13 protein-coding genes are annotated in these 22,507 nt (G+C 72.8%); 8 read left to right on the plus strand and 5 right to left on the minus strand.

The window, feature by feature from the left end:
• Positions 1 to 18: 18 nt before the first annotated feature.
• Positions 19 to 276: a LapA family protein gene (locus tag ABD981_RS00630; RefSeq protein WP_165590891.1), complete on the minus strand. Its 258-nt coding sequence runs from the start codon at positions 274 to 276 to the stop codon at positions 19 to 21.
• Positions 277 to 463: 187 nt separating this feature from the next.
• Between ABD981_RS00630 and ABD981_RS00635 the strand changes: the two genes are divergently transcribed.
• From ABD981_RS00635 to ABD981_RS00650, 4 genes are all read left to right on the plus strand, one after another.
• The gene (locus ABD981_RS00635) at positions 464 to 1,303 is read left to right on the plus strand and encodes a YhjD/YihY/BrkB family envelope integrity protein (protein ID WP_046905964.1); all 840 of its coding nucleotides are present in this window, start codon (positions 464 to 466) and stop codon (positions 1,301 to 1,303) included.
• Between the two features lie 188 nt (positions 1,304 to 1,491).
• On the plus strand, positions 1,492 to 2,472 hold the full coding sequence (locus ABD981_RS00640) for a LysR family transcriptional regulator (protein WP_165590892.1): 981 nt from the start codon (positions 1,492 to 1,494) through the stop codon (positions 2,470 to 2,472).
• 147 nt (positions 2,473 to 2,619) lie between these two features.
• Positions 2,620 to 4,221 carry a M4 family metallopeptidase gene (locus ABD981_RS00645; RefSeq protein WP_046905965.1) on the plus strand — a complete coding sequence of 534 codons (1,602 nt, stop codon included), beginning with the start codon at positions 2,620 to 2,622 and terminating at the stop codon, positions 4,219 to 4,221.
• 182 nt (positions 4,222 to 4,403) lie between these two features.
• The gene (locus ABD981_RS00650) at positions 4,404 to 5,189 is read left to right on the plus strand and encodes a CPBP family intramembrane glutamic endopeptidase (RefSeq protein WP_240495096.1); all 786 of its coding nucleotides are present in this window, start codon (positions 4,404 to 4,406) and stop codon (positions 5,187 to 5,189) included.
• A gap of 9 nt (positions 5,190 to 5,198) precedes the next feature.
• Here the strand turns inward: ABD981_RS00650 and ABD981_RS00655 are convergent, their stop codons facing one another.
• The 4 genes from ABD981_RS00655 to ABD981_RS00670 all read right to left on the minus strand — a co-directional run bounded on the left by ABD981_RS00655 (position 5,199) and on the right by ABD981_RS00670 (position 12,040).
• A complete protein-coding gene (locus ABD981_RS00655) occupies positions 5,199 to 7,058 on the minus strand; it encodes an alpha/beta hydrolase (protein WP_240495097.1) in 1,860 nt (619 codons plus the stop codon).
• Positions 7,059 to 7,141: 83 nt separating this feature from the next.
• Positions 7,142 to 8,917: a SulP family inorganic anion transporter gene (locus ABD981_RS00660; protein WP_046905966.1), complete on the minus strand. Its 1,776-nt coding sequence runs from the start codon at positions 8,915 to 8,917 to the stop codon at positions 7,142 to 7,144.
• Entirely contained in the window at positions 8,914 to 11,634 is a 2,721-nt protein-coding gene (locus ABD981_RS00665; protein WP_046905967.1) for a cation-translocating P-type ATPase, read from the minus strand. Before ABD981_RS00665 ends, ABD981_RS00660 begins: the two co-directional genes overlap by 4 nt.
• Complete coding sequence (locus ABD981_RS00670; protein ID WP_165590889.1) at positions 11,582 to 12,040, minus strand: three-helix bundle dimerization domain-containing protein; 459 nt, start codon at positions 12,038 to 12,040, stop codon at positions 11,582 to 11,584. Before ABD981_RS00670 ends, ABD981_RS00665 begins: the two co-directional genes overlap by 53 nt.
• Positions 12,041 to 12,346: 306 nt before the next feature.
• On the opposite strand from ABD981_RS00670, the gene ABD981_RS00675 reads away from it, so the two are divergent.
• The 4 genes from ABD981_RS00675 (at position 12,347) to ABD981_RS00690 (ending at position 22,387) form a co-directional block, all read left to right on the plus strand.
• On the plus strand, positions 12,347 to 13,222 hold the full coding sequence (locus ABD981_RS00675) for a glycosyltransferase family 2 protein (protein ID WP_046905968.1): 876 nt from the start codon (positions 12,347 to 12,349) through the stop codon (positions 13,220 to 13,222).
• A 124-nt stretch (positions 13,223 to 13,346) separates the two neighbouring features.
• Positions 13,347 to 14,357, plus strand: a complete 1,011-nt coding sequence (locus ABD981_RS00680; protein WP_046905969.1) for a LacI family DNA-binding transcriptional regulator — start codon at positions 13,347 to 13,349, stop codon at positions 14,355 to 14,357.
• A 202-nt stretch (positions 14,358 to 14,559) separates the two neighbouring features.
• Complete coding sequence (locus tag ABD981_RS00685) at positions 14,560 to 17,898, plus strand: CARDB domain-containing protein (protein ID WP_046905970.1); 3,339 nt, start codon at positions 14,560 to 14,562, stop codon at positions 17,896 to 17,898.
• A gap of 202 nt (positions 17,899 to 18,100) precedes the next feature.
• Positions 18,101 to 22,387 carry a discoidin domain-containing protein gene (locus ABD981_RS00690; RefSeq protein ID WP_046905971.1) on the plus strand — a complete coding sequence of 1,429 codons (4,287 nt, stop codon included), beginning with the start codon at positions 18,101 to 18,103 and terminating at the stop codon, positions 22,385 to 22,387.
• Positions 22,388 to 22,507 lie beyond the last annotated feature (120 nt).

The following is a 22,507-nucleotide window of genomic DNA, read 5'->3' on the forward strand; positions in this document are numbered from 1 at the left end:
CCGCGGGCCGGGGGCCCGTCAGCGGCGGGCGCTGCGGCGGTAGGCGATGAACATGCCCATGATGACGCCGACGAGCAGGGTGACCGTCAGGACGATCCAGAGGGGCAGCGTGACCTCGGGGATCCAGAGGCGGATGGTGACCGAGCCGGTGTTGGCGGCGATGAACCAGATGGCCAGGACCGCGAGCACCAGCAGGCCGAGGGTGCGGAGTCGGACGTCCCGCCCCTTGACCGTCACGGTGGGCGGTGCGTGCGCCTTCTCGGAGTGCCGGGACATATGTCCAGTATGCGGAGATGCGTCCGAATGGGCGACCTCGGGTCCGCCTCGCCGGTCCGCACGGCCGTCCGGGTCGCCGGGCGGCCCGGGTTCGAGTCCAATGGCTGGGACCGGTCGGGGCACGGCAGAACGGAGCGGGACGCGGCAGGGCATCGCAGGGCGGGACCGGACGGGACAGGGAGGCGGGATGTCGTTGGCGGCCCGGATGCGCGGCATCCGGAGTGCGGCCGAGCGCCGCTTCCCCGTGCTCTCGGAACTGACGGGCCGACTGGTGGGCGGGAACCTCCTCGACGCGGCCACCCGGCTCGCGGCCCAGGCCTTCCTGGCCGCCGTGCCCCTCCTCTTCGCCCTGGCGGCCTTCGCCCCGCTCGGCGTGCGCGACCAGCTGCAGGACTCCCTGCGGGCGATGTTCGGGCTGACGGGCCAGGGCGACACCGAGCTGCGGCAGGTCCTGGAGGGTTCTACCGCCGAGAGCCTGCGGGAGACCACGGGGATCCTCGGCGCGCTCGTGGCCCTGGTCTCGGCCACCAGCTTCAGCCGCGCCATGGCCCGGGTCTGCGAGCGGGCCTGGGGGCTGCCCAAGGCGGGGACCCGGATCGCGGCCTGGCGGTGGACCGTGTGGCTGCTCGCCCTGTGCCTGGTGGTGCTGTTCCAGGCCCCGCTCCGGGACGGCTTCGGCGCCGGGGCGTGGCTGGGCATGCCGCTGTACTTCCTCGTGGGCGTCGGGGTGTGGCTCTGGACCCAGCACCTCCTGCTCGCCAAACGCGTCGCCTGGCTGCCCCTGCTGCCCGGCTCGCTCCTGGCCGCCGGGGCGACCACGGCCCTCGCCCTGACGGCCCGTCTCTACATGCCGGGCGCGGTCAACAGGGCGCTGGAGGAGTACGGTTCCCTGGGCCTGGTCCTGACGATGCTGTCGTGGCTCATCGGGGTGTGCGCCGCCCTCACCTTCGCGGTCACGATCGGCGCCGTACTGGCCCAGGAGCCGCCCCTCGACCGCTATCTCGGGACCCGGCGCCGCGACGGCTGAGCGGGGGCGCGGGGTGAACGGGCGGATCGACGCCCGTGCAAAGCCGTGGTGGGGCCACCCAGATTTTGCCCGCCCGTGGTTGCCGCTCCGAGGGCTCCGGCGGACTCTTGGTCACCATGCCCTCGGGCAACAGGTACTGCTGGTCACGGGGGGTGCAAGGGGCCCTCCGCCCTGAGCGGGGAATGTTCATGCACCTCGAGTTCCGGCACCTCCGTGTCCTGCTCACCGTCGCCGAGGCCGGCAGCATCCGCAAAGCGGCCGCGCGGCTGCAGCTGTCCCAGCCGGCCACGAGCGCCCAGTTGAAGCGGATCGAGCACGAGCTGGGCGGCCCGCTCTTCGTCCGCAGCGCCGAGGGGGTGCAGCCGAACGAGAACGGGCAGTACGTGCTGCGCTGCGCACGTGACCTGGTGGTCGGCTTCGACCGGCTGCGCGAGCACGCGCGGTCGACCGCCGAGGCCGACCGCGAGACCGCCGCGCCGCTGCGGGCCGGCGGGACCGCCGGCCCCCTCGTCTCGCTGCTGATCCCCACCCTCTTCGAGCTCGTCCCGGACCGCCGTATCAGCATCGACGCCCGCCGTTCGGTGCACACCCTCGTGAAGACCCTGAGTCAGGGCAAGTGCGATATCGCGGTGTTCGGCGAGTTCCCGGGTTTCCCCCTTCCCGTCGGCGAATCCGTCGCGACCCGCACCCTGCTCCGCGAGCCGGTCTTCGTCCTGCTCGCGGAGGACCATCCCCTGGCCCGCCGGGAGACCGTCGGTCTGCGCGAACTCAGGGACGAGGAATGGGTCATGCCGGAGGCCGACGAGAGCGGGGTGCACGCCTACCTCCATCTCACCTGCCAGTCGGCGGGCTTCACCCCGCGCATCACCCATGTGACCTCGGACCTGTCCGTGGCGCGCATCCTGGTGGCCGGCCGGCGGGCGGTCTGCGGGGTGTGGCCGACCGCCGACGTCCCGCCGGAGGGCACCGTGCAGCGGCCGCTGGCCGACGTCCCGTTCCACCGGCGGCTGCAGCTCGCCTGGAACACGGGCACCGTCCCACCCGGACTCGCGGACGCGGTGGGCGAACGCCTGCTGGCCGCCTACCTGTCGCTGGTGCGGCAGCGCCCGCCCTATCAGGCCTGGTGGGAGGGGGGCGGCTCGGAGTTCGCGCTCGGCGCGGACGGGTGACCGCCCGGGCGGCGCCCCCGCGCCCCCTATAGCTCCCCGGCTATATCCCACCTGGGATCACGTCAGGAACATGTCACCTGGTGAACACTTCGCGTCAACGTCCCAGGACGTCGTCACCCCCCACGACGAGCGAAGGAACACCGCGTCATGCCCCGTCCCCTGCTTGCCCTCTCCACGATGGTCGCCGCCGGTGTCCTCACCACCGGCGCCCTGGCCGCCCCCGCCACCGCGCAGCCCCAGGCCGCCCCGCACGGCATATCGGTCCGCGACACGGCGATAGCCCGGGCCCAGGCGCACGTGCACCGGCACGCCGACACCTTCGGCTTCGGAGCGGGCCAGGCCCTCCAGGTCAAGGACGTCGTCATCGACGCCGACGGCACCCAGCACGTGCGCTTCGAGCGCACCTACCGCGGCCTCCCCGTCGTCGGCGGCGACTTCGTCGTCCACCAGAAGGCCGACGGCTCGCTCAAGGGCTCCAGCCACGCCCGGGCCCGCAAGGTCGCGCTCACCTCCGTCACCCCCGCCGTGGACGCGAAGGGCACCGCCGCCGGCGCCCTGCAGCGCTCCCGCGGCCTGGTGCGCAGCGCCCGCTCCACCCCCGAGCTGATCGTGTGGGCCGCCGACGGCACCGCGCGCCTCGCCTGGCGCACCACCGTGCAGGGCCTGGGCGACAAGGGCCAGCCGCACGGCGAGGTCTTCGTCACCGACGCCCGGAGCGGCGCGGCGATCGAGAACTACGACGCCGAGCGCGAGGCGACCGGCACCGGCCACTCCGAGTACACCGGCGACGTCGCCATCGACACCACCCAGCAGGCCGACGGCACCTTCGCGCTGATCGACCCGACCCGCAAGCACGTCACCAAGGACGCGCGCAACGTCTCCGCCTCCTCCCTGAACAGCTCCTCGGGCACGCTGTTCACCGACGCCGACAACGTCTGGGGCGACGGCCGGAAGTTCTCCACCGACCGCTCCACCGCCGCCGTCGACGCGCACGTGAACACGGCGAAGACCTTCGACTACTACAAGAGCACCTTCGGCCGGAACGGCATCAAGAACGACGGCCGCGGCGCCACCGTCTTCGTCCACGTCGGCACCAACTGGGACAACGCCCAGTGGTCGGACTCCTGCTTCTGCATGATGACCGGCGACGGCGACGGCACCACCGACCCCGAGCAGGTCGACCTCGACACCATGGGCCACGAGATGACCCACGGCGTCACCTCCGCCACCGCCAACCTGCGCTACAGCGGCGAGTCCGGCGGCCTCAACGAGGCCACCAGCGACATCCTCGGCACGATGGTCGAGTGGTACGCCAACAACCCGGTCGACACCCCGGACTACCTCTTCAGCGACCAGTCCACCCCGCCGTGGCTGCGCCGTTTCGACAAGCCCTCCCTGGACGGCCGCTCCGCCGACTACTGGTCGAAGTCCGTCGGCCGGCTCGACGTGCACAACTCCTCCGGCGTCGGCAACCACTGGTTCTACCTGGCGAGCGAGGGCAGCGGCAGCAAGACGATCAACGGCGTCACCTACAACAGCCCGACCTACAACGGCTCCACCGTCACCGGCATCGGCAACAAGAAGGCCTCCGCCATCTGGTACCGGGCGCTGACCGTCTACATGACCTCCACCACGGACTACAAGGGCGCCCGCACCGCGACCCTGAACGCGGCGAAGGACCTGTACGGCGCCACCAGCACCGAGTACGCCACCGTGGCGGCCGCCTGGAGCGCGGTCAACGTCGCCTGACGCCGTCCCGGGCCCCGCCGTCGCGGCGGGGCCCGGGACGCTCGCCCGCCGAGGCGGGCGGTCCGGCCCGGACCGGCGGCTCCTCGGGCCTCGTGGTGCCGGGCGCGACGGGAGGGCGCCCGGTACCGTGGGCCGAGGGGAGGGACGACGCGTCGGCGCTACCCGAGGACGGACTCACCCAGGTGCCTTCCCGCGAACCCGACGACGACGCCGAGCCCCCCGCGGAACGCGACGGCGGCACCGAGGGCGCCCCACCGCGCCACCGGTGGCGCGGGCCGATCGGCACCTGGCCGGCGGTCGCGCTCACGGTGGCCGTGCTCGTCGCCGCCAACTGGCTCCTGCACCGCTGGTCGGGCCCCGCGGAGCTCGTGACGGCCGTGGCGGTCAGCGCCGTGCTGCTCGGGGTGCTCCGCCGGGCCGGCGGCACCCTGGCCGACGCGGGCCTCGCCCCCGGCACCCTGGGCCGAGGCGCCCGCTGGGCACTGGCCCTGATCGGCCTGGTCGGCCTCGTCTACCTGGCCGGGGCGCTGCTGCCGGGCACCCGGGAGCTGTTCGAGGACCGGCGGTACGCGGGGCTGGACGGGGGCGAAGTGGCGCTGCGCGTGTTCGTGTACGTGCCCGTCGGCACCGTCCTCCTGGAGGAGACCGCCTTCCGGGGCGTCCTCTACGGGCTGGTGGCCCGGGTCCGGGGCCCGGTGGGCGCCACCGCGGTGTCGAGTCTCCTGTTCGGCCTGTGGCACGTGCTGCCGTCCCTGCACCTGTCGACCGCCAAGCCCGCCCTGACCACGGTGCTCGGCGACTCGGCGGCCGGCGCGGCCGTCGCGATCGGCGGGGCCGTGCTCTTCACGGCCGCCGCGGGCGTCCTCTTCTGCGAACTGCGCCGCCGCAGCGGCAGTCTGCTGGCGCCGATGGGGCTGCACTGGGCGGTCAACGCGCTCGGCTACGCCGTCGGCTTCCTGCTGCGCTGACCCGGCGGCTCACTCCGGCGGGCTGACGATCTCCTTCAGCCGCTCCAGGTCCTGCGGCGTGAACCCGGCCGGCCGCATGACGGCGTCCCAGCCGTCCACGTACGCGGCCTTGTACGTGTGGCCGTGGCCGTCCGGCACCCCCGTGGAGAACGGAAGGTCGGCGGTGACCTGCCAGAACGTCACGAACGGGATCCACACCATCGAGCCGAGCACGTCGCTGCCGGGGGTCTCGCTGATCCAGTCGGGCTCCGAGAACGCCAGGTTCGGGCTCCACCAGACGATCGGGTCGGAGGGGTGCATCAGGTACAGCACTCGCGTCCCGTCCCACGGCCGGTCCGCCGGCGGGATCGCCGTGGCCGGGTCGTCCGTGAACCGTACGGTCCGCCCCTCCCTGTAGACCGGCTCGATCTCCGGGCTGCCCGGCTCGCGGTGGTCGCTGAACTCGCGGAAGAGGGTGTTGAAGTTGGGCGGCCCCGCGAACAGGGTGCCGGCCGTGCGGTTGCGCAGGTCGTACTCCCCGCTGAAGGCCGCCTCGCCGCCGAACGACCCCAGGCTCTCGCCCGCCACGAACAACCGCGGGCGGTGGTCCTGGGGCAGCTTGGACCAGACGCCGTAGACGGCGTCGAACAGTTCGCGGCCGGCCTCGCGGGCCTTGGACTGGTCGACCAGGTAGGAGAGCCACGACGGAAGGTACGAGTACTGCAGCGCCACACTGGCTGTGTCGCCGTCGGCGAGGTACTCGAAGGAGTCGACGGCGGCCGGGTCCACCCAGCCGCTCCCGGTGGTGGTCATGACCAGCAGGTTCGCCCGTTCGAAGCCGCCCGCACGCTGGAGGTCCGCGACCGCCCGCTCGGCCCGGCGCTCCGTGTCGTCCGCCGTCTCCAGACCGGCGTAGGCCCGGACCGGCTCCTGCGCCGCACGGTGCGTGAACGCGCCGATCTGCGCCGCCGTCGGCCCGCTGCCGGTGAAGGCCCGGCCCTGGTAGCCCAGCGTGTCCCACGGCACCAGCGAACCGGGCCCGCCCGAGCGCAGGGGAGAGACGGGCTGGTGCACGCCCTCCGGCGTCTTCGTGTCGCGCAGCGAGAAGGCCTCGTTGGCCGCGTTCACGATCCCCGCCAGCAGCACCCCGCTGAACGCCGACCAGGCCAGGGCCGCCACCAGGATCCAGCCGACCGCCTTCGCGGCCTTCTCGCCGACCCAGCGCCCGAGGAGACGGGCCGCCCAGCGGTACAGGCGCCGCAGCCCCCGCCCGGCGAGCAGCAGCAGCCAGAAGACGAGCACGGCGACGAACGGGCAGGCCACGGTGGTGAGGGCGTTGTAGTCGGTGACGCCCATCAGCCCGCGGATCTCGTGCTGCCAGTACTGGCCGAGCCCGAACGCGACCCCGAACAGCACGACCGCGGCGACGGCCAGGACCTGCCAGGACCGGCGCGCGGCGGGCCGGGCCTCCCGGTCGGCGAACGCGCGCCACACGAAGGCGGCGACGACCCCGAGTCCGTACCCGATGGCCCCGCTGATGCCGGCGATCAGGCCCTGTAGGACGCCGCCGCGCGGGAGCAGCGAGGGGGTGAAGGAGAGACAGGCGAGGAGGAGCGCGCCCCAGCAGCCGGGGAGCGTGAGGCGAGGCGACCACCGGCGCTTCCCGTGCTCCCCGTCACCCGCCGGCGGTTCCCCGGCGGGCGGCGGTGCGTCCGTACCGGGAGGCGGTACGTCCCCACCGGGTGGCGGTGCGTCCGCATCGGGCGGCGGGCCGTCCGCACGGGGCGGCGGGGTGTCGTCCGCGGTGCCGGGCGCGGCCGGGTCGGGCCCGTCGCCGCCCTTCCGCCCGGACGGTCCGTCCGACGGGGAATCCGGCCGATCAGCACTCATGGCTTCCTCCGCCGCCATGGTCCCGCGGCCCCGCCTCCGCTGCCACCCGGGCCGGGACCGCGCGCCGCCCCGCCCGTCACCGCTCACGGACGGCCGTTCGCGTTCCCGTTCCCGCTCGCCTCGCCGTTCCCGTACCCCTCCCGGACCTCGTCCGCGGGCGCCCACTCCGCCCCCGTCCGGCGTCGGTACGCGGCCACGGCCCCCTCGACGGTGGGGAAGAAGCGCCGGGGGTCGAGCGTGCGCGTGAGCCCGTACTGCTCGATCCTGCGCCGCACCGGGTCCTTGAGCTCGGCGAAGACCAGCCGCACGCCCTTCGCGTCGAGCTCCTCGTCCAGCTCCTCCAGCATGTCCGCGGCGGTGGTGTCCACGTCGGTCATCGGCTCGGCCGCGATCAGGATCCAGCGCGGCGGCGGGTCGGTGCCCGCCAGGCGCCGGATCTCGTCGCGGAAGGCCCGGGCGTTCGCGAAGACCAGCGGGGCGTCGAAGCGGTAGATGACCAGGCCCGGCAGCCGCTGGGCCGCCGGGTGGGAGCGGACGTCGTGGTAGCCCTCCAGGCCCCCCACCCGCCCCAGCACCGTGCGGTACGGCCACCACGAGCGGCGGAAGACGTTGAGGACGGACAGCGCCACGGCGACGCCGATCCCGGCCAGCACGCCGATCAGGGCCACCCCGACGAAGGCCGCGCAGCACAGCAGGAACTCGGTCCGGCGCTGTCGCCACAGCCGGACGGCGCCCGGGACGTCGGCCAGCGACAGCGAGGCGGTGATGACCACGGCGGCGAGGGCGGGCTGGGGGAGGTTGCGGAACAGCCCCGGCACCAGCACCAGCATGAGGACGATGAGCACCGCCCCGACGACCCCGGTGAGCTGGCTCCTGGCCCCCGCGCGCTCCGCGACCGCCGTACGGGATCCGCTGGTGCTCACCGGGAAGCCCTGGAAGGGGCCGGCCGCCAGGTTGGCCACGCCGATGGCGGCCATCTCCTGGTTGCCGCGCACCTCCTGGCCCTGCCGGGCAGCGAAGGCCGAGGCGTTCGAGATGGTGTCGGCCAGGGACACCAGGGCGATCCCGAGCGCGCCGGCGAGCAGCAGCGACAGGTCGGCGAGGCGGACGTCGGGGATCGTGAAGGGCGGCAGGCCCTCGGGCAGTTCGCCGACCAGGGACACGCCGTGCTCGCCCAGGTCGAAGACGGTGGCGGCGGCGATCGACAGGACGACCATCACCAGCACCGCGGGGACCTTGGGCAGGAAGCGCTGGAGGACCAGGATGACGAGGATCCCGCCGCAGCCGACCGCGGCGGCGGCCGGCACCGTCGCCCCTTCGCCCAGCTTCCGCAGGAAGCCGGTGAACTCGCCGACCAGGTCGTCCGCCCCGACCGAGAAGCCGAGCAGTTTGGGTAGCTGGCCGATCAGGATGGTCAGCGCCAGGCCGTTCATGTAGCCGATCATGGTGGGTTTGGAGATCAGGTCGGCGACGAAGCCCAGCTTCGCGACCGAGGCCAGGATCATCACGGCCGCCACCATCAGCGCGAGCGCCGACGCCAGGGCGACCGCCCGCGCCGGATCCCCGTCGGCCTCCACCAGCGGCAGCACGGTCGCGGCGATCATCGGCCCGAGCGAGGAGTCCGGGCCGAGCACCAGGATCCGGGACGGCCCGGCCACCGCGTAGCCGAGCAGGCAGAGGACCGTCGTGTACAGGCCGGTGATGGGCGGCAGCCCCGCCAGTTCCGCGTACGCCATGCCCTGCGGCACCAGCAGGGTGGTGAGCACGACGCCCGCGACCAGGTCCTTGGCCAGCCACGCGCGCCGGTACGAGGCCAGCGCGCGGACCCCGGGGACCGCCCGGAACCGGAGGGGCTTCACGCGGCCCTGGACCGCCGCGCCAGGAGCTTGCCCAGCTCCCACAGGACCAGGAGCACGAGCGCGGCCAGCACCGCCCAGCCGAACTGCCGGGCGTCGATCCGGGTCGTCCCCAGCAGGTGCCGGAAGCCGTCCAGCTGGGTCACGAGGACCGCGAGCGCCAGCTGGGCCAGCGCCACCCAGTTCATCTGACGGCTGTCGAAGGTGGAGGTGGTGAGGATCGACTCCGTCTCGCTGCGGCACTCGAAGGCGGCCACGATCAGACAGAGCGAGAAGGCGGTGAACGCGATCGACTGCCCGGTCTCGACGCTGCCGAAGTGCTCCCTGCCGAGTGCGACGAGCCCCAGCAGCAGGGCCGTGATCGCCAGCCCGCCGAGGCCGACCGTCACCAGCACCGGCCGGGTGAGCACCGACTCGCCGCGTGGCCGCGGCCTGCGCCGCATCAGGCCGGGGCTCTCCCGGTCGAAGCCCAGCGCGAAGCCGAAGGAGGCGTTGACCACGAAGTGGATCCACAGCACCTGCGGCGGGGTGAACGGCTCGCCCGCCGCGATGTCGAAGACCGTGGCGCCGAGGAAGGTGACCACGAAGGTCACCAGCAGGAGCAGCACGAACCGGATGTACTTGGTGAGGTTGTCGTAGATCCTGCGGCCCTGCCGCACGGCGTAGACGATCGTGGCGAAGTTGTCGTCGGAGAGGATCATGCGGCCGGCGTTCTTCGCCACGTCCGTGCCGCTGCCCATGGCGATGCCGATGTCCGCGGCCTTGATGGCGGGCGCGTCGTTGACGCCGTCGCCGGTCATGGCCACGACCTCGCCCTTCTTCTTGAGGGTCTCCGCCAGCAGCACCTTGTGCTCCGGCGCCACCCGCCCCACCACGCCGATGGAGTCGATCCGGGCGAGCCGCTCCTCCTCGCCGAGGGCGGCGAAGTCGGCGCCCAGCATCGCCTCGCCGGGGATGCCCAGACGACGGGCGATCGCCGCCCCGGTGGTGACGTCGTCACCGGTGACCATCCGCACCCGGATGTGCCCCGCCTGGGCGCCCGCGACCGCCTCCCCGGCCTCCTCGCGGGGCGGGTCGACCATGCCGACGAGGCTCGTCACCCGCAGCCCGGTGACGTACCCGAGGAGGTCGCCGTCCGGGTCGAACGCGGCCGGGTCCAGGTCGCGGGTGGCCGCGGCCATCACCCGGAGTCCCTCGCCGCCCATCCGGCCGGTCTCCTCCTCGGCGCGCGCGGCCAGGGCGGCGTCCCACGGGACCGTGCCGCCCGCCGCGAGGGCGGTGGTGGCGCGGGCCACCACCGCGGGGACCGCGCCCTTGACGAAGCAGCGGACCACCTCGCCCCCGGAGGCGTCGACCGTGGCGTGGAAGGTGGCCATCAGCTTGTAGCCCGGGTCGAACGGCAGCGTGGCCAGCCGGGGGAGGCGCTCCCGGGTGGCGTCGGCGTCCAGCCCCGCCTTGTGCCCGAGGACCAGCAGCGCCGCCTCCGTGGGGTCGCCCACCACCTGGCCGTCCACCAGCTTGGCGTCGTTGGCCACGAGGTACGGCAGGATCGCCTCCTCGACGCCGGCGGCGGAGCCCGCCGCGTGCCGGACCCGGCCCTCGAGGGCGTAGCCCGTGCCCGAGACGGCGTAGCGGTCGGTGGGGCTCACCACCTCGACGACCGTCACCTGGTTCAGCGTCAGGGTGCCCGTCTTGTCCGAGTTGATCGCCGATGTGAACGCCAGGGTCTCGACCGACGGCAGCTCCTTGACGATGGCGTTCCGCTTGGCCAGGTTGAGGCTGCCGACGGACAGGATCGCCTGCGTGACGGTCGGCAGGGCCTCGGGGATGGCGGCGATGGCCAGCGAGACCGCGCTGACGAACAGGGCGTCCCAGGCCTGGTCGCGCTGGCGCCCGAGGGCGAACATCACGATCATCGTCAGACCGGCCGCCGCGGTGATCCAGAGCGTCAGGGTGTCGAGCTCCCGGGTGAGCGGCGGGACCTCCTTCTCGGTGGCCGACAGCATCCCGGAGATCCTGCCGAGTTCGGTGCCGGCCCCGGTCGCGGTCACGACGAGCACGCCGCTGCCGTGGGTGACCGGGGTGTTCATGTACGCCATGTTGGTCCGGTCGCCCGGCGTCGGCAGGGGACCGGACAGCGCCCCGGCCTCCTTGGCGGCGGGCACGCTCTCGCCGGTGAGCGCCGATTCGTCGATCTGCAGGGCGCTGGCCGCGACGATCCGGCCGTCCGCGCCCACCTGGTCCCCGGCCGAGACGAGCACGATGTCCCCGACGACCAGCCCCTCGGCGGGGATCTCGGCCTCCGCCCCGTCCCTGCGCACCCGGGCCGTCGCCTTCATCATCGACCGCAGCGCGTTCATCGCGCTCTCGGCCTTGCCCTCCTGGCGCAGACCGACGACCGCGTTGAGCAGGGTCAGGACGAGGAGCAGCACCGCGGTCGTCCACTCCTGGATGAGCGCGGAGACGACCGCGGCCGCCACGAGGACGAGCTGCATGTAGCTGCGGTACTGGCCGAGGAAACGGCGCCAGGCCGGGACCGGCCGCTCCCCGGGGAGCGCGTTCGGGCCCTGGGCCGCCAGCAGTTCCGCGGCCCGCGCCGAGGAGAGACCGACCTCGGGGTCGACAGCGAGCGCGCCCAGGACCTCGTCGGGCGCACGGATGTACCAGTCATCCTCCGAGGCCAGGCGCGGCCTTCCCGCGGAATCCGACCGTTCCGTCATCGTCCTGCCTCCGATCCGTGGCCGGCCCCGGCTCCGCAGCCGGCTCCGGACCGCGCGGCCCGCCGTCGGGCGCCGGGCCGGAGCCGCTCGCGCGGACGACGTCGAGCGCTTTCCGCGACCGGCGTTCGACCAGGATGGGCAGGTACGCCCGGATCCTGGCCCGCTCGAAGTGGCCGTACGCACGGCGGACCGCGACCTCGACGGCGGCCGCGTCGACCGAGGGGTAGGCGGCGGCGAGCCGGGCCACGAGGCCGTCCAGGGTGAACTCCTCGTCCGAGGAACCGGGCGCCGCGTCCGCGACCGCGTCCGGCGCGCAGGGACCGCCCGGACCGTCGCCGGAACCGTCCTCGCCGACGTACGGAGCCCGCTCCTCCACCGTCATGGCCACACCGTTGCCACGTCCCACGACCTCCCGACCGTAGAACCGCCCCACCCGCCGTCGCCGCGAGAGGGCCCGTCCCGCCCATTGTCGGCGCGGCCGGACAAGATCGCCCTCCGGCCGGGCCGAACCCGGTGTGTCCCGCCGAGGCCCGGAGGCACGCCGAAGGAACGGGGGCCTGGGGTGGTGGCCCGCACACGGGGGAACGGGGGCCGCCCGCGGTGGCCCGGTGGCTGGGCGGGCTCGTCGGGCTGTGCCGGTGAGCGTCGCTTGAGGAGCGGGCCGGGCGCGGCGTTAGCATCGGCACTCCGCCGACAACTGGAGTTCACCGCCATGCCTTTGCCGCGCATCGGAGTCGTCATCGTCACCATGGGCAACCGCCCGCGGGAGCTGGAGGCGCTGCTCGCTTCGGTGGAGAAGCAGGACGTCCCCGCGACCCGGGTGGTCCTGGTGGGCAACGCGACGCCCCTGACCGACGTCATGACGGACGCGACCAAGATCCCGCTGGAGGAGAACCTCGGCTGCCCCGGCGGCCGCAACGTCGGCCTGGAGTTCCTGCGCGACTCGGGCGAGGTCGACGTCGTCGTCGAGCTGGACGACGACGGCCTGCTCATCGCCGACGACGTGTTCCGCACGGTCCAGCGGCTCTTCGCGGAGGACCCGGAGCTGGGGATCGTCGGCTTCCGGGTCGCCGACGAGCACGGGCACACCGAGCGGCGGTGGATCCCCCGGCTGCGGGCGGACGACCCGATGCGCGGCGGCGAGGTGACCGCCTTCCTGGGCGGCGGCCACGCCTTCTCGATGCCGATGCTCCGTCAGACCGGGCTGTGGCCGGGCGAGTTCTTCTTCACGCACGAGGAGTCCGACCTGGCCTGGCGCGCCCTGGACGCGGGCTGGAAGATCGTCTACGAGCCGGAGCTCGTCCTGCAGCACCCCCGGACCTCCCCGGCCCGGCACGCGGTCTACTACCGCAACACCGCCCGGAACCGCGTGTGGCTGGCCCGCCGCCGGCTCCCGGTCCCGCTGATCCCGGTCTACCTCGGCGTGTGGATCCTCATCACCCTGCTGCGCACCCGGGAGGCGGCGGGCCTCAAGGCCTGGTGGGGCGGCTTCTTCGAGGGGGTGCGAACCCCCTGCGGCCCGCGGAAGGCGATGCGGTGGAGCACGGTCCGGCGCATGACGCGACTGGGCCGCCCGCCGATCCTCTGACCGGCCGGTCCTCCGACCGCCGGGCGCACGGGGCGGGCCGGCGGTCGAGCGGGATACGGCCTGTTTGCGCTGGGACTGCAACTGGCCGTCATTCTCTTGCACTCCTTGCGCTAGTCTTGCGTGTATGACGCGACGACTTGCTCAGGTGGCGAAAAAGGTGGGGGTCAGCGAGGCGACGGTCAGCCGTGTCCTCAACGGCAAGCCGGGAGTCTCCGAGGCCACCCGGCAGTCCGTGCTCACCGCCCTGGACGTGCTCGGCTACGAGCGCCCCACCCAGCTCAGGGGAGAGCGCGCCCGGCTCGTCGGACTCGTCCTGCCCGAGCTGCAGAACCCCATCTTCCCGGCCTTCGCCGAGGTCATCGGCGGCGCCCTCGCCCAGCAGGGACTCACCCCGGTCCTCTGCACCCAGACCAAGGGCGGCGTCTCCGAGGCCGACTACGTGGACCTGCTCCTCCAGCAGCAGGTCTCCGGAGTGGTCTTCGCGGGAGGGCTGTTCGCCCAGGCCGACGCCCCGCACGACCACTACCACCAGCTCGCCGAGCGCAACATCCCGGTCGTCCTCATCAACGCCTCCATCGAGGGGCTCGACTTCCCCTGCGTCGCCTGCGACGACGCCGTCGCCGTCGAACAGGCCTGGCGCCACCTGGCCTCGCTCGGCCACGAGAAGATCGGGCTGCTCCTGGGCCCCGCCGACCACGTGCCCTCCCGGCGCAAGCTCCAGGCCGCGCGCGCCGCGGCCGAGGCGGCCGGCACCCCGCTGCCCGAGGAGCGAATCGTGCGCTCGATCTTCTCACTCGAAGGCGGGCAGGCCGCCGCCAACGGCCTGCTGGAGCAGGGTGTCACCGGCATCGTCTGCGCCAGCGACCCCCTCGCCCTGGGCGCCATCCGGGCCGCCCGCCGGCGCGGGCTCGTCGTCCCCGGCGACGTCTCGGTCGTCGGTTTCGACGACTCCGCCTTCATGAACTGCACCGAGCCGCCGCTGTCCACCGTGCGCCAGCCCATCGAGGCGATGGGCCGGGCCGCCGTCGAGCTGCTCTGCTCCCAGATCCAGGGCGTGCACTCGCACCCGGGCGAGCTGCTCTTCGAGCCCGAGCTCGTCGTGCGCGGCTCCACCGCCCCGCCGCCCGCCCGCTAGCGGAGCGCCGTACCGCTTCCTCCTCAAAGGCACCGTTTCCTGCCGTCGCCCGACGGTTCCGGATGCGGTGCCTTTGTCATTTCCCTGTCCGTTCCGTTGACACCGTCGTCATCCGGTAGAAACCTGTGCCACCAGAATCCGCAAAACTTTGACTAGATTACTCAAAAGATTGCGAGTCACTGTGTACGGACGACGACTGGCGATGGGGCTGCTGATCAGCGCCCTGATCGCCCTCGGGCTGTTGCCCGTTCCGGCCCACGCCGCCGCGGCGGCGGACACCGACCTCGCGCTCGGCAGGGCCGTCACCGCCTCCGGCGCCCTCGGCGGCTACCCGGCGGGCAACCTCACCGACGGCACCCAGGCCAGCTACTGGGAGGGACCCGCCGGCGCCTTCCCGCAATGGGCCCAGGTCGACCTCGGCGCGGCGGTCCGCGTCGACCGCGTCGTCCTCAAACTGCCCACCGGCTGGGAGGCCCGGGACCAGAACCTCGCCGTCCTCGGCTCCACCGACGGCAGCGCCTTCACCACCCTGGCCGGAGCCCAGGCCCGCCGCTTCGACCCGGCCGCCGCGAACGCCGTCTCCCTCACCCTGAGCGGCAGCCAGGTCCGGTACCTGCGCGTCCAGATCACCGCCAACACCGGCTGGAACGCGGCCCAGCTCTCCGCCCTGGAGGTCTACGGCGAGCCGGGCGGCACCGTGCCGCCCGTCGGCGGCACCGACCTGGCCCGGGGCAAGCCGGTCGAGGCCACCTCGGTCACCCAGAACTACCAGGCCGCCAACGCCGTCGACGGCTCCACCGCCACCTACTGGGAGTCGGCCGGCTTCCCCGCGAGCCTCACCGTGAAGCTGGGCGCGGACGCCGAGCTCGCCGGCGTCGTGGTCAAGCTCAACCCCGACCCGGCCTGGGGCCCGCGCACCCAGTCCTTCGAGATCCTGGGCCGCGCCGCCGGCGCCACCTCCTTCACCACCCTCAAGGCGCGCGCCGACTACGCCTTCAGCCCCTCGTCCGGACAGAACACCGTCACCGTCCCCGTCACCGGCCGCTTCGCCGACGTCCGGCTCACCTTCCAGTCCAACACCGGCGCCCCCGGCGCCCAGGTCGCCGAGCTCCAGGTCCTCGGCACCGCCGCCCCCGCCCCCGACCTCGTCGTCACCGAGCTCGGCTGGACCCCGGCCGCCCCCACCGAGTCCGACCCGGTCACCGTCCAGGCGACCGTCCGCAACGCCGGCACCGCCGCCGCCCCCGCCTCCTCGCTCGCCGTCAGCGTCGAGGGCGCCGTCGCGGGCACCGCCCAGGTCGCCTCCCTCCCGGCCGGGTCCTCCGCCACCGTCGCCGTCCCCGTCGGCCGCCGGTCCGTCGGCTCGTACACCGTCTCCGCCGCCGCCGACCCGGCCAACGCGGTCGCGGAGCTCGACGACACCAACAACAGCCGCACCGCCGCCTCGAAGCTGACCGTCGGTCAGAGCCCCGGCCCCGACCTCATGGTCACCGGCATCACCGCCAACCCCTCGGCCCCGGCCGTCGGCGCGCCCGTCTCCTTCACCGTCTCCGTCCTCAACCGGGGAACCACCGCCGTCCCGGCCGGCACGGTCACCCGGCTCACCGCCGGCACCACCACCCTGAACGGCTCCACCGGCGCCGTCGCCGCCGGCCAGACCGCGACCGTCGCGATCTCCGGCACCTGGACCGCGACCACCGGCGGGGTCACCCTGACCGCCACCGCCGACGCCACCGGCACCCTCACCGAGACCGACGAGACCAACAACGTCTTCAGCAAGTCCCTCGTCGTCGGCCGGGGTGCCGCCGTCCCGTACACCGAGTACGAGGCGGAGGACGCCCGCTACCAGGGCACCCTGCTCACCGCCGACCGGCTGCGCACCTTCGGGCACACCAACTTCGCCACCGAGTCCTCGGGCCGCCGGTCCGTCCGGCTCGACGCGAACGGGCAGTACGTCGAGTTCACCTCGGTCAACCAGGCCAACGCCCTCACCGTCCGCAACTCCGTCCCCGACGCCGCCGCCGGCGGGGGAGCGGAGGCCACCCTCAGCCTCTACGCGAACGACGTCTTCGTGCAGAAGCTGACCCTCTCCTCCAAGCACAGCTGGCTGTACGGCACCACCGACGACCCGGAGGGCCTGACCAACCGGCCCGGCGGCGACGCCCGCCGGCTCTTCGACGAGTCGCACGCCCTGCTCGCCCGGTCCTACCCGCCGGGCACCCGCTTCCGGCTCCAGCGGGACGGCGACGACCGGGCGGCGTTCTACGTGGTCGACCTGATCGACCTGGAGCAGGTGGCCCCGCCCACGCCGCAGCCGTCCGGCTGCGTCTCGATCACCGAGTACGGCGCCGTGCCCAACGACGGCATCGACGACACCGACGCCCTCCAGCGGGCCGTCACCGCCGACCAGAAGGGCGAGATCGGCTGCGTCTGGATCCCGGCCGGGCAGTGGCGGCAGGAGCAGAAGATCCTGACCGACGACCCGCTGAACCGGGGCCAGTACAACCAGGTCGGCATCCGTGACGTCACCATCCGGGGCGCCGGCATGTGGCACTCGCAGCTCTACACGCTGACCCCGCCGCAGAACGCGGGCGGCATCAACCACCCGCACGAGGGCAACTTCGGCTTCGACATCGACGACAACACCCAGATCTCCGACATCGCCATCTTCGGCTCCGGCACCATCCGGGGCGGCGACGGCAACGCCGAGGGCGGCGTCGGGCTCAACGGACGCTTCGGCAGGAACACGAAGATCAGCAACGTCTGGATCGAGCACGCCAACGTCGGCGTCTGGGTCGGCCGCGACTACTCCAACATCCCCGAGCTCTGGGGGCCGGGCGACGGCCTGGAGTTCAGCGGCATGCGGATCCGCGACACCTACGCCGACGGCATCAACTTCGCCAACGGCACCCGCAACTCCACCGTCTACGACTCCTCCTTCCGCAACACCGGGGACGACGCCCTGGCCGTCTGGGCCAGCAAGTACGTCAAGGACACCTCGGTCGACGTCGGCCACGACAACCACTTCCGCAACAACACCGTGCAGCTGCCCTGGCGGGCCAACGGCATCGCCGTCTACGGCGGCTACGGCAACACCATCGAGAACAACGTGGTCGCCGACACCATGAACTACCCGGGGATCATGCTGGCCACCGACCACGACCCGCTGCCCTTCACCGGGCAGACGCTCATCGCCGGCAACGCCCTGTACCGCACGGGCGGCGCCTTCTGGAACGAGGACCAGGAGTTCGGCGCCATCACCCTCTTCGCCCAGGGCCAGGACATCCCGGGCGTCACCATCCGGGACACCGAGATCCTCGACTCGACCTACGACGGCATCCAGTTCAAGACGGGCGGCGGGTCCATGCCGAACGTCAGGATCAGCAACGTCCGCGTCGACGGCACGGTCAACGGTTCCGGGATCCTCGCGATGAGCGGGGCCCGCGGCAGCGCCACCCTGTCCGGGGTGACCTTCGCGAACACCGCCGAAGGGGACGTCCTGGTCGAACCCGGCTCGCAGTTCGTCGTGAACCGCGGCTGACCCGGGACCCGGGAACGGCGGTCCGCCCCCGGCGGACCGCCGCTCCGGCATGCCCGCTCACCCGCCCCCGGGCCTTCTCGATTCGCCTTGCCCAAGTGGTGGACGACCCTCGGTTCCTCTGGAACTCTCTGAGCGTCCCGCGCAAAGAATTGACATTCGAGCGCGATTTCTGGACTCCCTCAGGACTGAGAACCGAGGAGCGATGAGGATCCGCAACTGGAGATCACGGGGCCTGAGCGCCGCGATCGCGACGAGCCTGCTGGCACTGGGCGGCCCCCTGACCGCCGCCCACGCGGCAGGCGGCCCCAACCTCGCCCTGGGCGACGCCGCAGCGGCGAGCAGCGCGCACGCCGAGTACGGCGCCGCGAACATCACCGACGGCAACCAGGGCACCTACTGGCAGAGCTCCGGCTCCGCCCTCCCGCAGTGGGTGCAGGCCGACCTCGGCACCGCCACCCGCGTCGACGAGGTGGTGCTGAGGCTCCCGGCCGGCTGGGAGAGCCGCAACCAGACGCTCTCCGTGCAGGGCAGCGCCGACGGCACCGCCTTCACCACCCTGAAGTCCTCGGCGACCTACGCCTTCACCCCCGGCGCCGGGAACACCGTCACCATCGCCTTCCCGGCCGCCCAGGCCCGCTTCGTACGGGTCGACATCACCGCCAACACGGGCTGGGCCGCCGCCCAGCTCTCCGAACTGGAGGTGCACGGCGCCGACGGCACCTCCCCGAACCTCGCGGCCGGAAAGACCCTCACCGCGAGCAGCAGCACCCAGACCTACGCGGCGGCCAACGCCAACGACGGCAACCGCGCCACCTACTGGGAGAGCACCGGCGGCGCCTTCCCCCAGTGGCTCCAGGCCGATCTCGGCGCGGGCCTGCGCGTCGACCGGGTGGTGCTGCGCCTGCCGGACACCTGGGAGGGCCGCAGCCAGACCCTGAAGATCCAGGGCAGCACCGACGGCAGCTCCTTCACCGACCTGACCGCCGCCCAGGCCTACGCCTTCGACGCGACGAACGGACGCAGCGCGACGCTCGCCTTCGGCGCCACCACCACCCGGTACGTCCGCGTCCTCGTCACCGCCAACACGGTCCAGAACGCGGCCCAGTTCTCCGAGCTGGAGGTCTACGGGCCGACCACCGGCGACACCCAGGCGCCGACCGCCCCGGCCGGCCTGGCCCTCACCGAGCCCGCCTCCGGCCAGATCCGCCTCACCTGGACCGCGGCCACCGACAACACCGCCGTCACGGGCTACGACGTCTACGCCAACGGGACCCTGCTCACCAGCCTCGCAGGGAACGTCACCACCTACACCGACACCCGCCCCGCGAACCAGACCGTGTCCTACACGGTCCGGGCCCGGGACGCGGCCGGCAACCAGTCCGGCGACTCCAACACCGTCACCCGCATCGGCGACGCCGGCGACACCCAGGCGCCGACCGCCCCGGCCAACCTCGCCTACACCGAGCCCGCCTCCGGCCAGATCCGCCTCACCTGGACCGCCTCCACCGACAACACCGCCGTCACCGGCTACGACGTCTACGCCAACGGAACCCTGCGGGGCTCCGTCGCCGGGAACGTCACCACCTACACCGACACCCAGCCCGCCTCCGCCACCGTGACCTACTCCGTGCGGGCCAAGGACGCGGCGGGCAACCAGTCCGGCGCGAGCAACGGCGTCACCCGCAACGGCAGCGGCGGCACCGGCTCCAACCTGGCCGTCGGCAAGGCGATCGCCGCCTCCTCCACGGTGCACACCTTCGTCGCCGCCAACGCCAACGACAACAGCACGGCCACCTACTGGGAGGGCGCGGGCGGCAGCTACCCGAACACCCTCACCGTCAAGCTGGGCGCCGACGCCGACCTCGACCGGCTCGTCCTGCGGCTCAACCCCGACACCGCCTGGGGCGCCCGATCCCAGACGATCGAGGTGCTCGGCCGCGCCCAGGACGCCACCGGCTTCAGCGGGCTCGTCGCCGCGAAGAGCTACGCCTTCGACCCCGGGAGCGGCAACCAGGTGACGATCCCGCTCACCGCCCGGGTCGCCGACGTCCAGCTCCGGATCACCGCCAACACCGGCGCCCCGGCCGGGCAGATCGCCGAGTTCCAGGTGATCGGCGTCCCGGCGCCCAACCCGGACCTGCGGGTCACCGGGCTGACCGTCTCGCCCGCCGCGCCCGTCGAGTCGGACCCGGTCACGGTGAGCGCGACCGTCCGCAACGACGGCACCGCCGCCGCCCCGGCCAGCAGCCTCGCGGTGCGCCTCGGCGGCATCAAGGTCGCCACGGCCGCCGTCGGCGCGCTCGCCGCGGGCGCCCAGACCACCGTCACCGCGTCGATCGGCGCCCGGGACGCCGGCTCGTACGAGCTGAGCGCGGTCGCGGACGAGGCGGACGCGGTCATCGAGCAGAACGAGACGAACAACGCCTACACCAGCCCGACCGCGCTCGTCGTGCGGCCGGTCGACAGCTCGGACCCGGTCGCCGCCTCGGTGACCACCTCGCCCTCCAGCCCCTCGGCCGGCGACTCCGTCACCTTCAAGGTCGCCGTCCGCAACCAGGGCACGGTCGCCACCGCCGGCGGCACCCACGGCGTCACGCTCACCCTGCTCGACGAGCGGGGCGGCACGGTGAAGACCCTCACCGGCTCCTACGGCGGCACGCTGGCCGCCGGGGCGCGGACCGAGGTGAGCCTCGGGCCCTGGACCGCCGCCGACGGCTCGTACACCGTCCGCACCGTCCTCGCCGACGACGCGAACGAGCTGCCGGTGAAGCGGCAGAACAACACCGCCGTCCAGCCCCTCTTCGTCGGGCGCGGCGCGAACATGCCGTACGACATGTACGAGGCGGAGGACGCCGCCGCGGGCGGCGGCGCGACCGTCGTCGGGCCCAACCGCACGGTCGGCGACATCGCGGGCGAGGCCTCCGGGCGCAAGGCCGTGAACCTGGACGCGACCGGGGAGTACGTCGAGTTCACCACCCGGGCGGCCACCAACACCCTGGTGACCCGGTTCTCCATCCCGGACGCCCCGGGCGGCGGCGGGATCGACGCGACGCTCGACGTCTACGTCGACGGCGTCTTCAAGAAGGCCCTGCCGCTCACCTCGAAGTACGCGTGGCTGTACGGCTCCGAGACCGCACCCGGCAACTCCCCGGGAGCGGGCGGTCCGCGGCACATCTACGACGAGGCGCAGCTGATGCTCGGCGAGACCGTGCCGGCCGGCAGCCGGATCCGGCTCCAGAAGGACGCCGCGAACACCTCCACGTACGCGATCGACTTCGTGAACCTGGAGCAGGTGGCCCCGGTGGCGAACCCCGACCCGGCCGCGTACGCGGTCCCGGCGGGCTTCACCCACCAGGACGTGCAGAACGCGCTGGACCGGGTCCGGATGGACACCACGGGCGCCCTGGTGGGCGTCTACCTGCCGCCGGGCGACTACCAGACGGCGAGCAAGTTCCAGGTGTACGGCAAGGCCGTGAAGGTGGTCGGCGCCGGGCCCTGGTACACCCGGTTCCGCGCCCCCTCCACGCAGGACAACACGGACGTCGGCTTCCGGGCCGAGGGCACCGCGAAGGGCTCGCTCTTCAAGGGCTTCGCCTACTTCGGCAACTACACCTCGCGGATCGACGGCCCGGGCAAGGTCTTCGACTTCTCGAACGTGTCGGACATCGTCATCGACGACGTCTGGAACGAGCACTTCGTCTGCCTCTACTGGGGTGCCAACACCGACCGGATCACGATCAGGAACTCCCGGATCCGGAACCTGTTCGCCGACGGCGTCAACATGACCAACGGGTCCACGGACAACCTGGTCACCAACAACGACGCACGGGCGACCGGCGACGACAGCTTCGCGCTGTTCTCGGCGATCGACGCGGGCGGCGCGGACATGAAGAACAACGTCTACGAGAACCTGACCAGCACGCTCACCTGGCGGGCCGCGGGCGTGGCCGTCTACGGCGGCTACGACAACACCTTCCGCAACATCCTCATCGCCGACACCCTGGTCTACTCCGGCATCACCATCTCCTCGCTGGACTTCGGCTATCCGATGAACGGATTCGGAACCGGACCGACGACCTTCGAGAACATCTCGATCGTGCGGGCCGGCGGGCACTTCTGGGGCGCGCAGACCTTCCCGGGCATCTGGGTGTTCTCCGCCTCGAAGGTCTTCCAGGGGATCAGGGTCAACCACGTGGACATCGTCGACCCCACCTACAGCGGGGTGATGTTCCAGACGAACTACGTGGGCGGCCAGCCGCAGTTCCCCATCAAGGACACCGTCTTCAGCGACGTCTCCGTCACGGGGGCGCGCAAGAGCGGTGACGCCTTCGACGCGAAGTCCGGCTTCGGTCTGTGGGCCAACGAGCTGCCCGAGTCGGGCCAGGGCCCGGCGGTGGGCGAGGTGACCTTCAACGGGCTGCGGACGAGCGGGAACGCCGTGGACGTCCGCAACACCACCTCCACCTTCAAGATCAACATTAACCCGTAGTTGCATCACTCTGTCGCGCATTTACGAAATCAGCGCGATATCTTGCGTTCACTTGTCGCGGGTGGTTGAGTGTGGCCCACCCCACTCACCCACCCGCGCATCGCCCGAAGGGGACCACCC

This window comes from Streptomyces showdoensis, from assembly GCF_039535475.1.
Lineage (GTDB): Bacteria > Actinomycetota > Actinomycetes > Streptomycetales > Streptomycetaceae > Streptomyces > Streptomyces showdoensis.

What these genes read in the sequence shown, in the direction of transcription:
- ABD981_RS00630 (WP_165590891.1), bottom strand. Translation starts at nt 276, where the DNA reads ATGTCCCGGCACTCCGAGAAGGCGCACGCACCGCCCACCGTGACGGTC.
- ABD981_RS00635 (WP_046905964.1), top strand. Translation starts at nt 464, where the DNA reads ATGTCGTTGGCGGCCCGGATGCGCGGCATCCGGAGTGCGGCCGAGCGC.
- ABD981_RS00640 (WP_165590892.1), top strand. Translation starts at nt 1,492, where the DNA reads ATGCACCTCGAGTTCCGGCACCTCCGTGTCCTGCTCACCGTCGCCGAG.
- ABD981_RS00645 (WP_046905965.1), top strand. Translation starts at nt 2,620, where the DNA reads ATGCCCCGTCCCCTGCTTGCCCTCTCCACGATGGTCGCCGCCGGTGTC.
- ABD981_RS00655 (WP_240495097.1), bottom strand. Translation starts at nt 7,058, where the DNA reads ATGAGTGCTGATCGGCCGGATTCCCCGTCGGACGGACCGTCCGGGCGG.
- ABD981_RS00665 (WP_046905967.1), bottom strand. Translation starts at nt 11,634, where the DNA reads ATGACGGAACGGTCGGATTCCGCGGGAAGGCCGCGCCTGGCCTCGGAG.
- ABD981_RS00675 (WP_046905968.1), top strand. Translation starts at nt 12,347, where the DNA reads ATGCCTTTGCCGCGCATCGGAGTCGTCATCGTCACCATGGGCAACCGC.
- ABD981_RS00680 (WP_046905969.1), top strand. Translation starts at nt 13,347, where the DNA reads ATGACGCGACGACTTGCTCAGGTGGCGAAAAAGGTGGGGGTCAGCGAG.
- ABD981_RS00685 (WP_046905970.1), top strand. Translation starts at nt 14,560, where the DNA reads ATGGGGCTGCTGATCAGCGCCCTGATCGCCCTCGGGCTGTTGCCCGTT.
- ABD981_RS00690 (WP_046905971.1), top strand. Translation starts at nt 18,101, where the DNA reads ATGAGGATCCGCAACTGGAGATCACGGGGCCTGAGCGCCGCGATCGCG.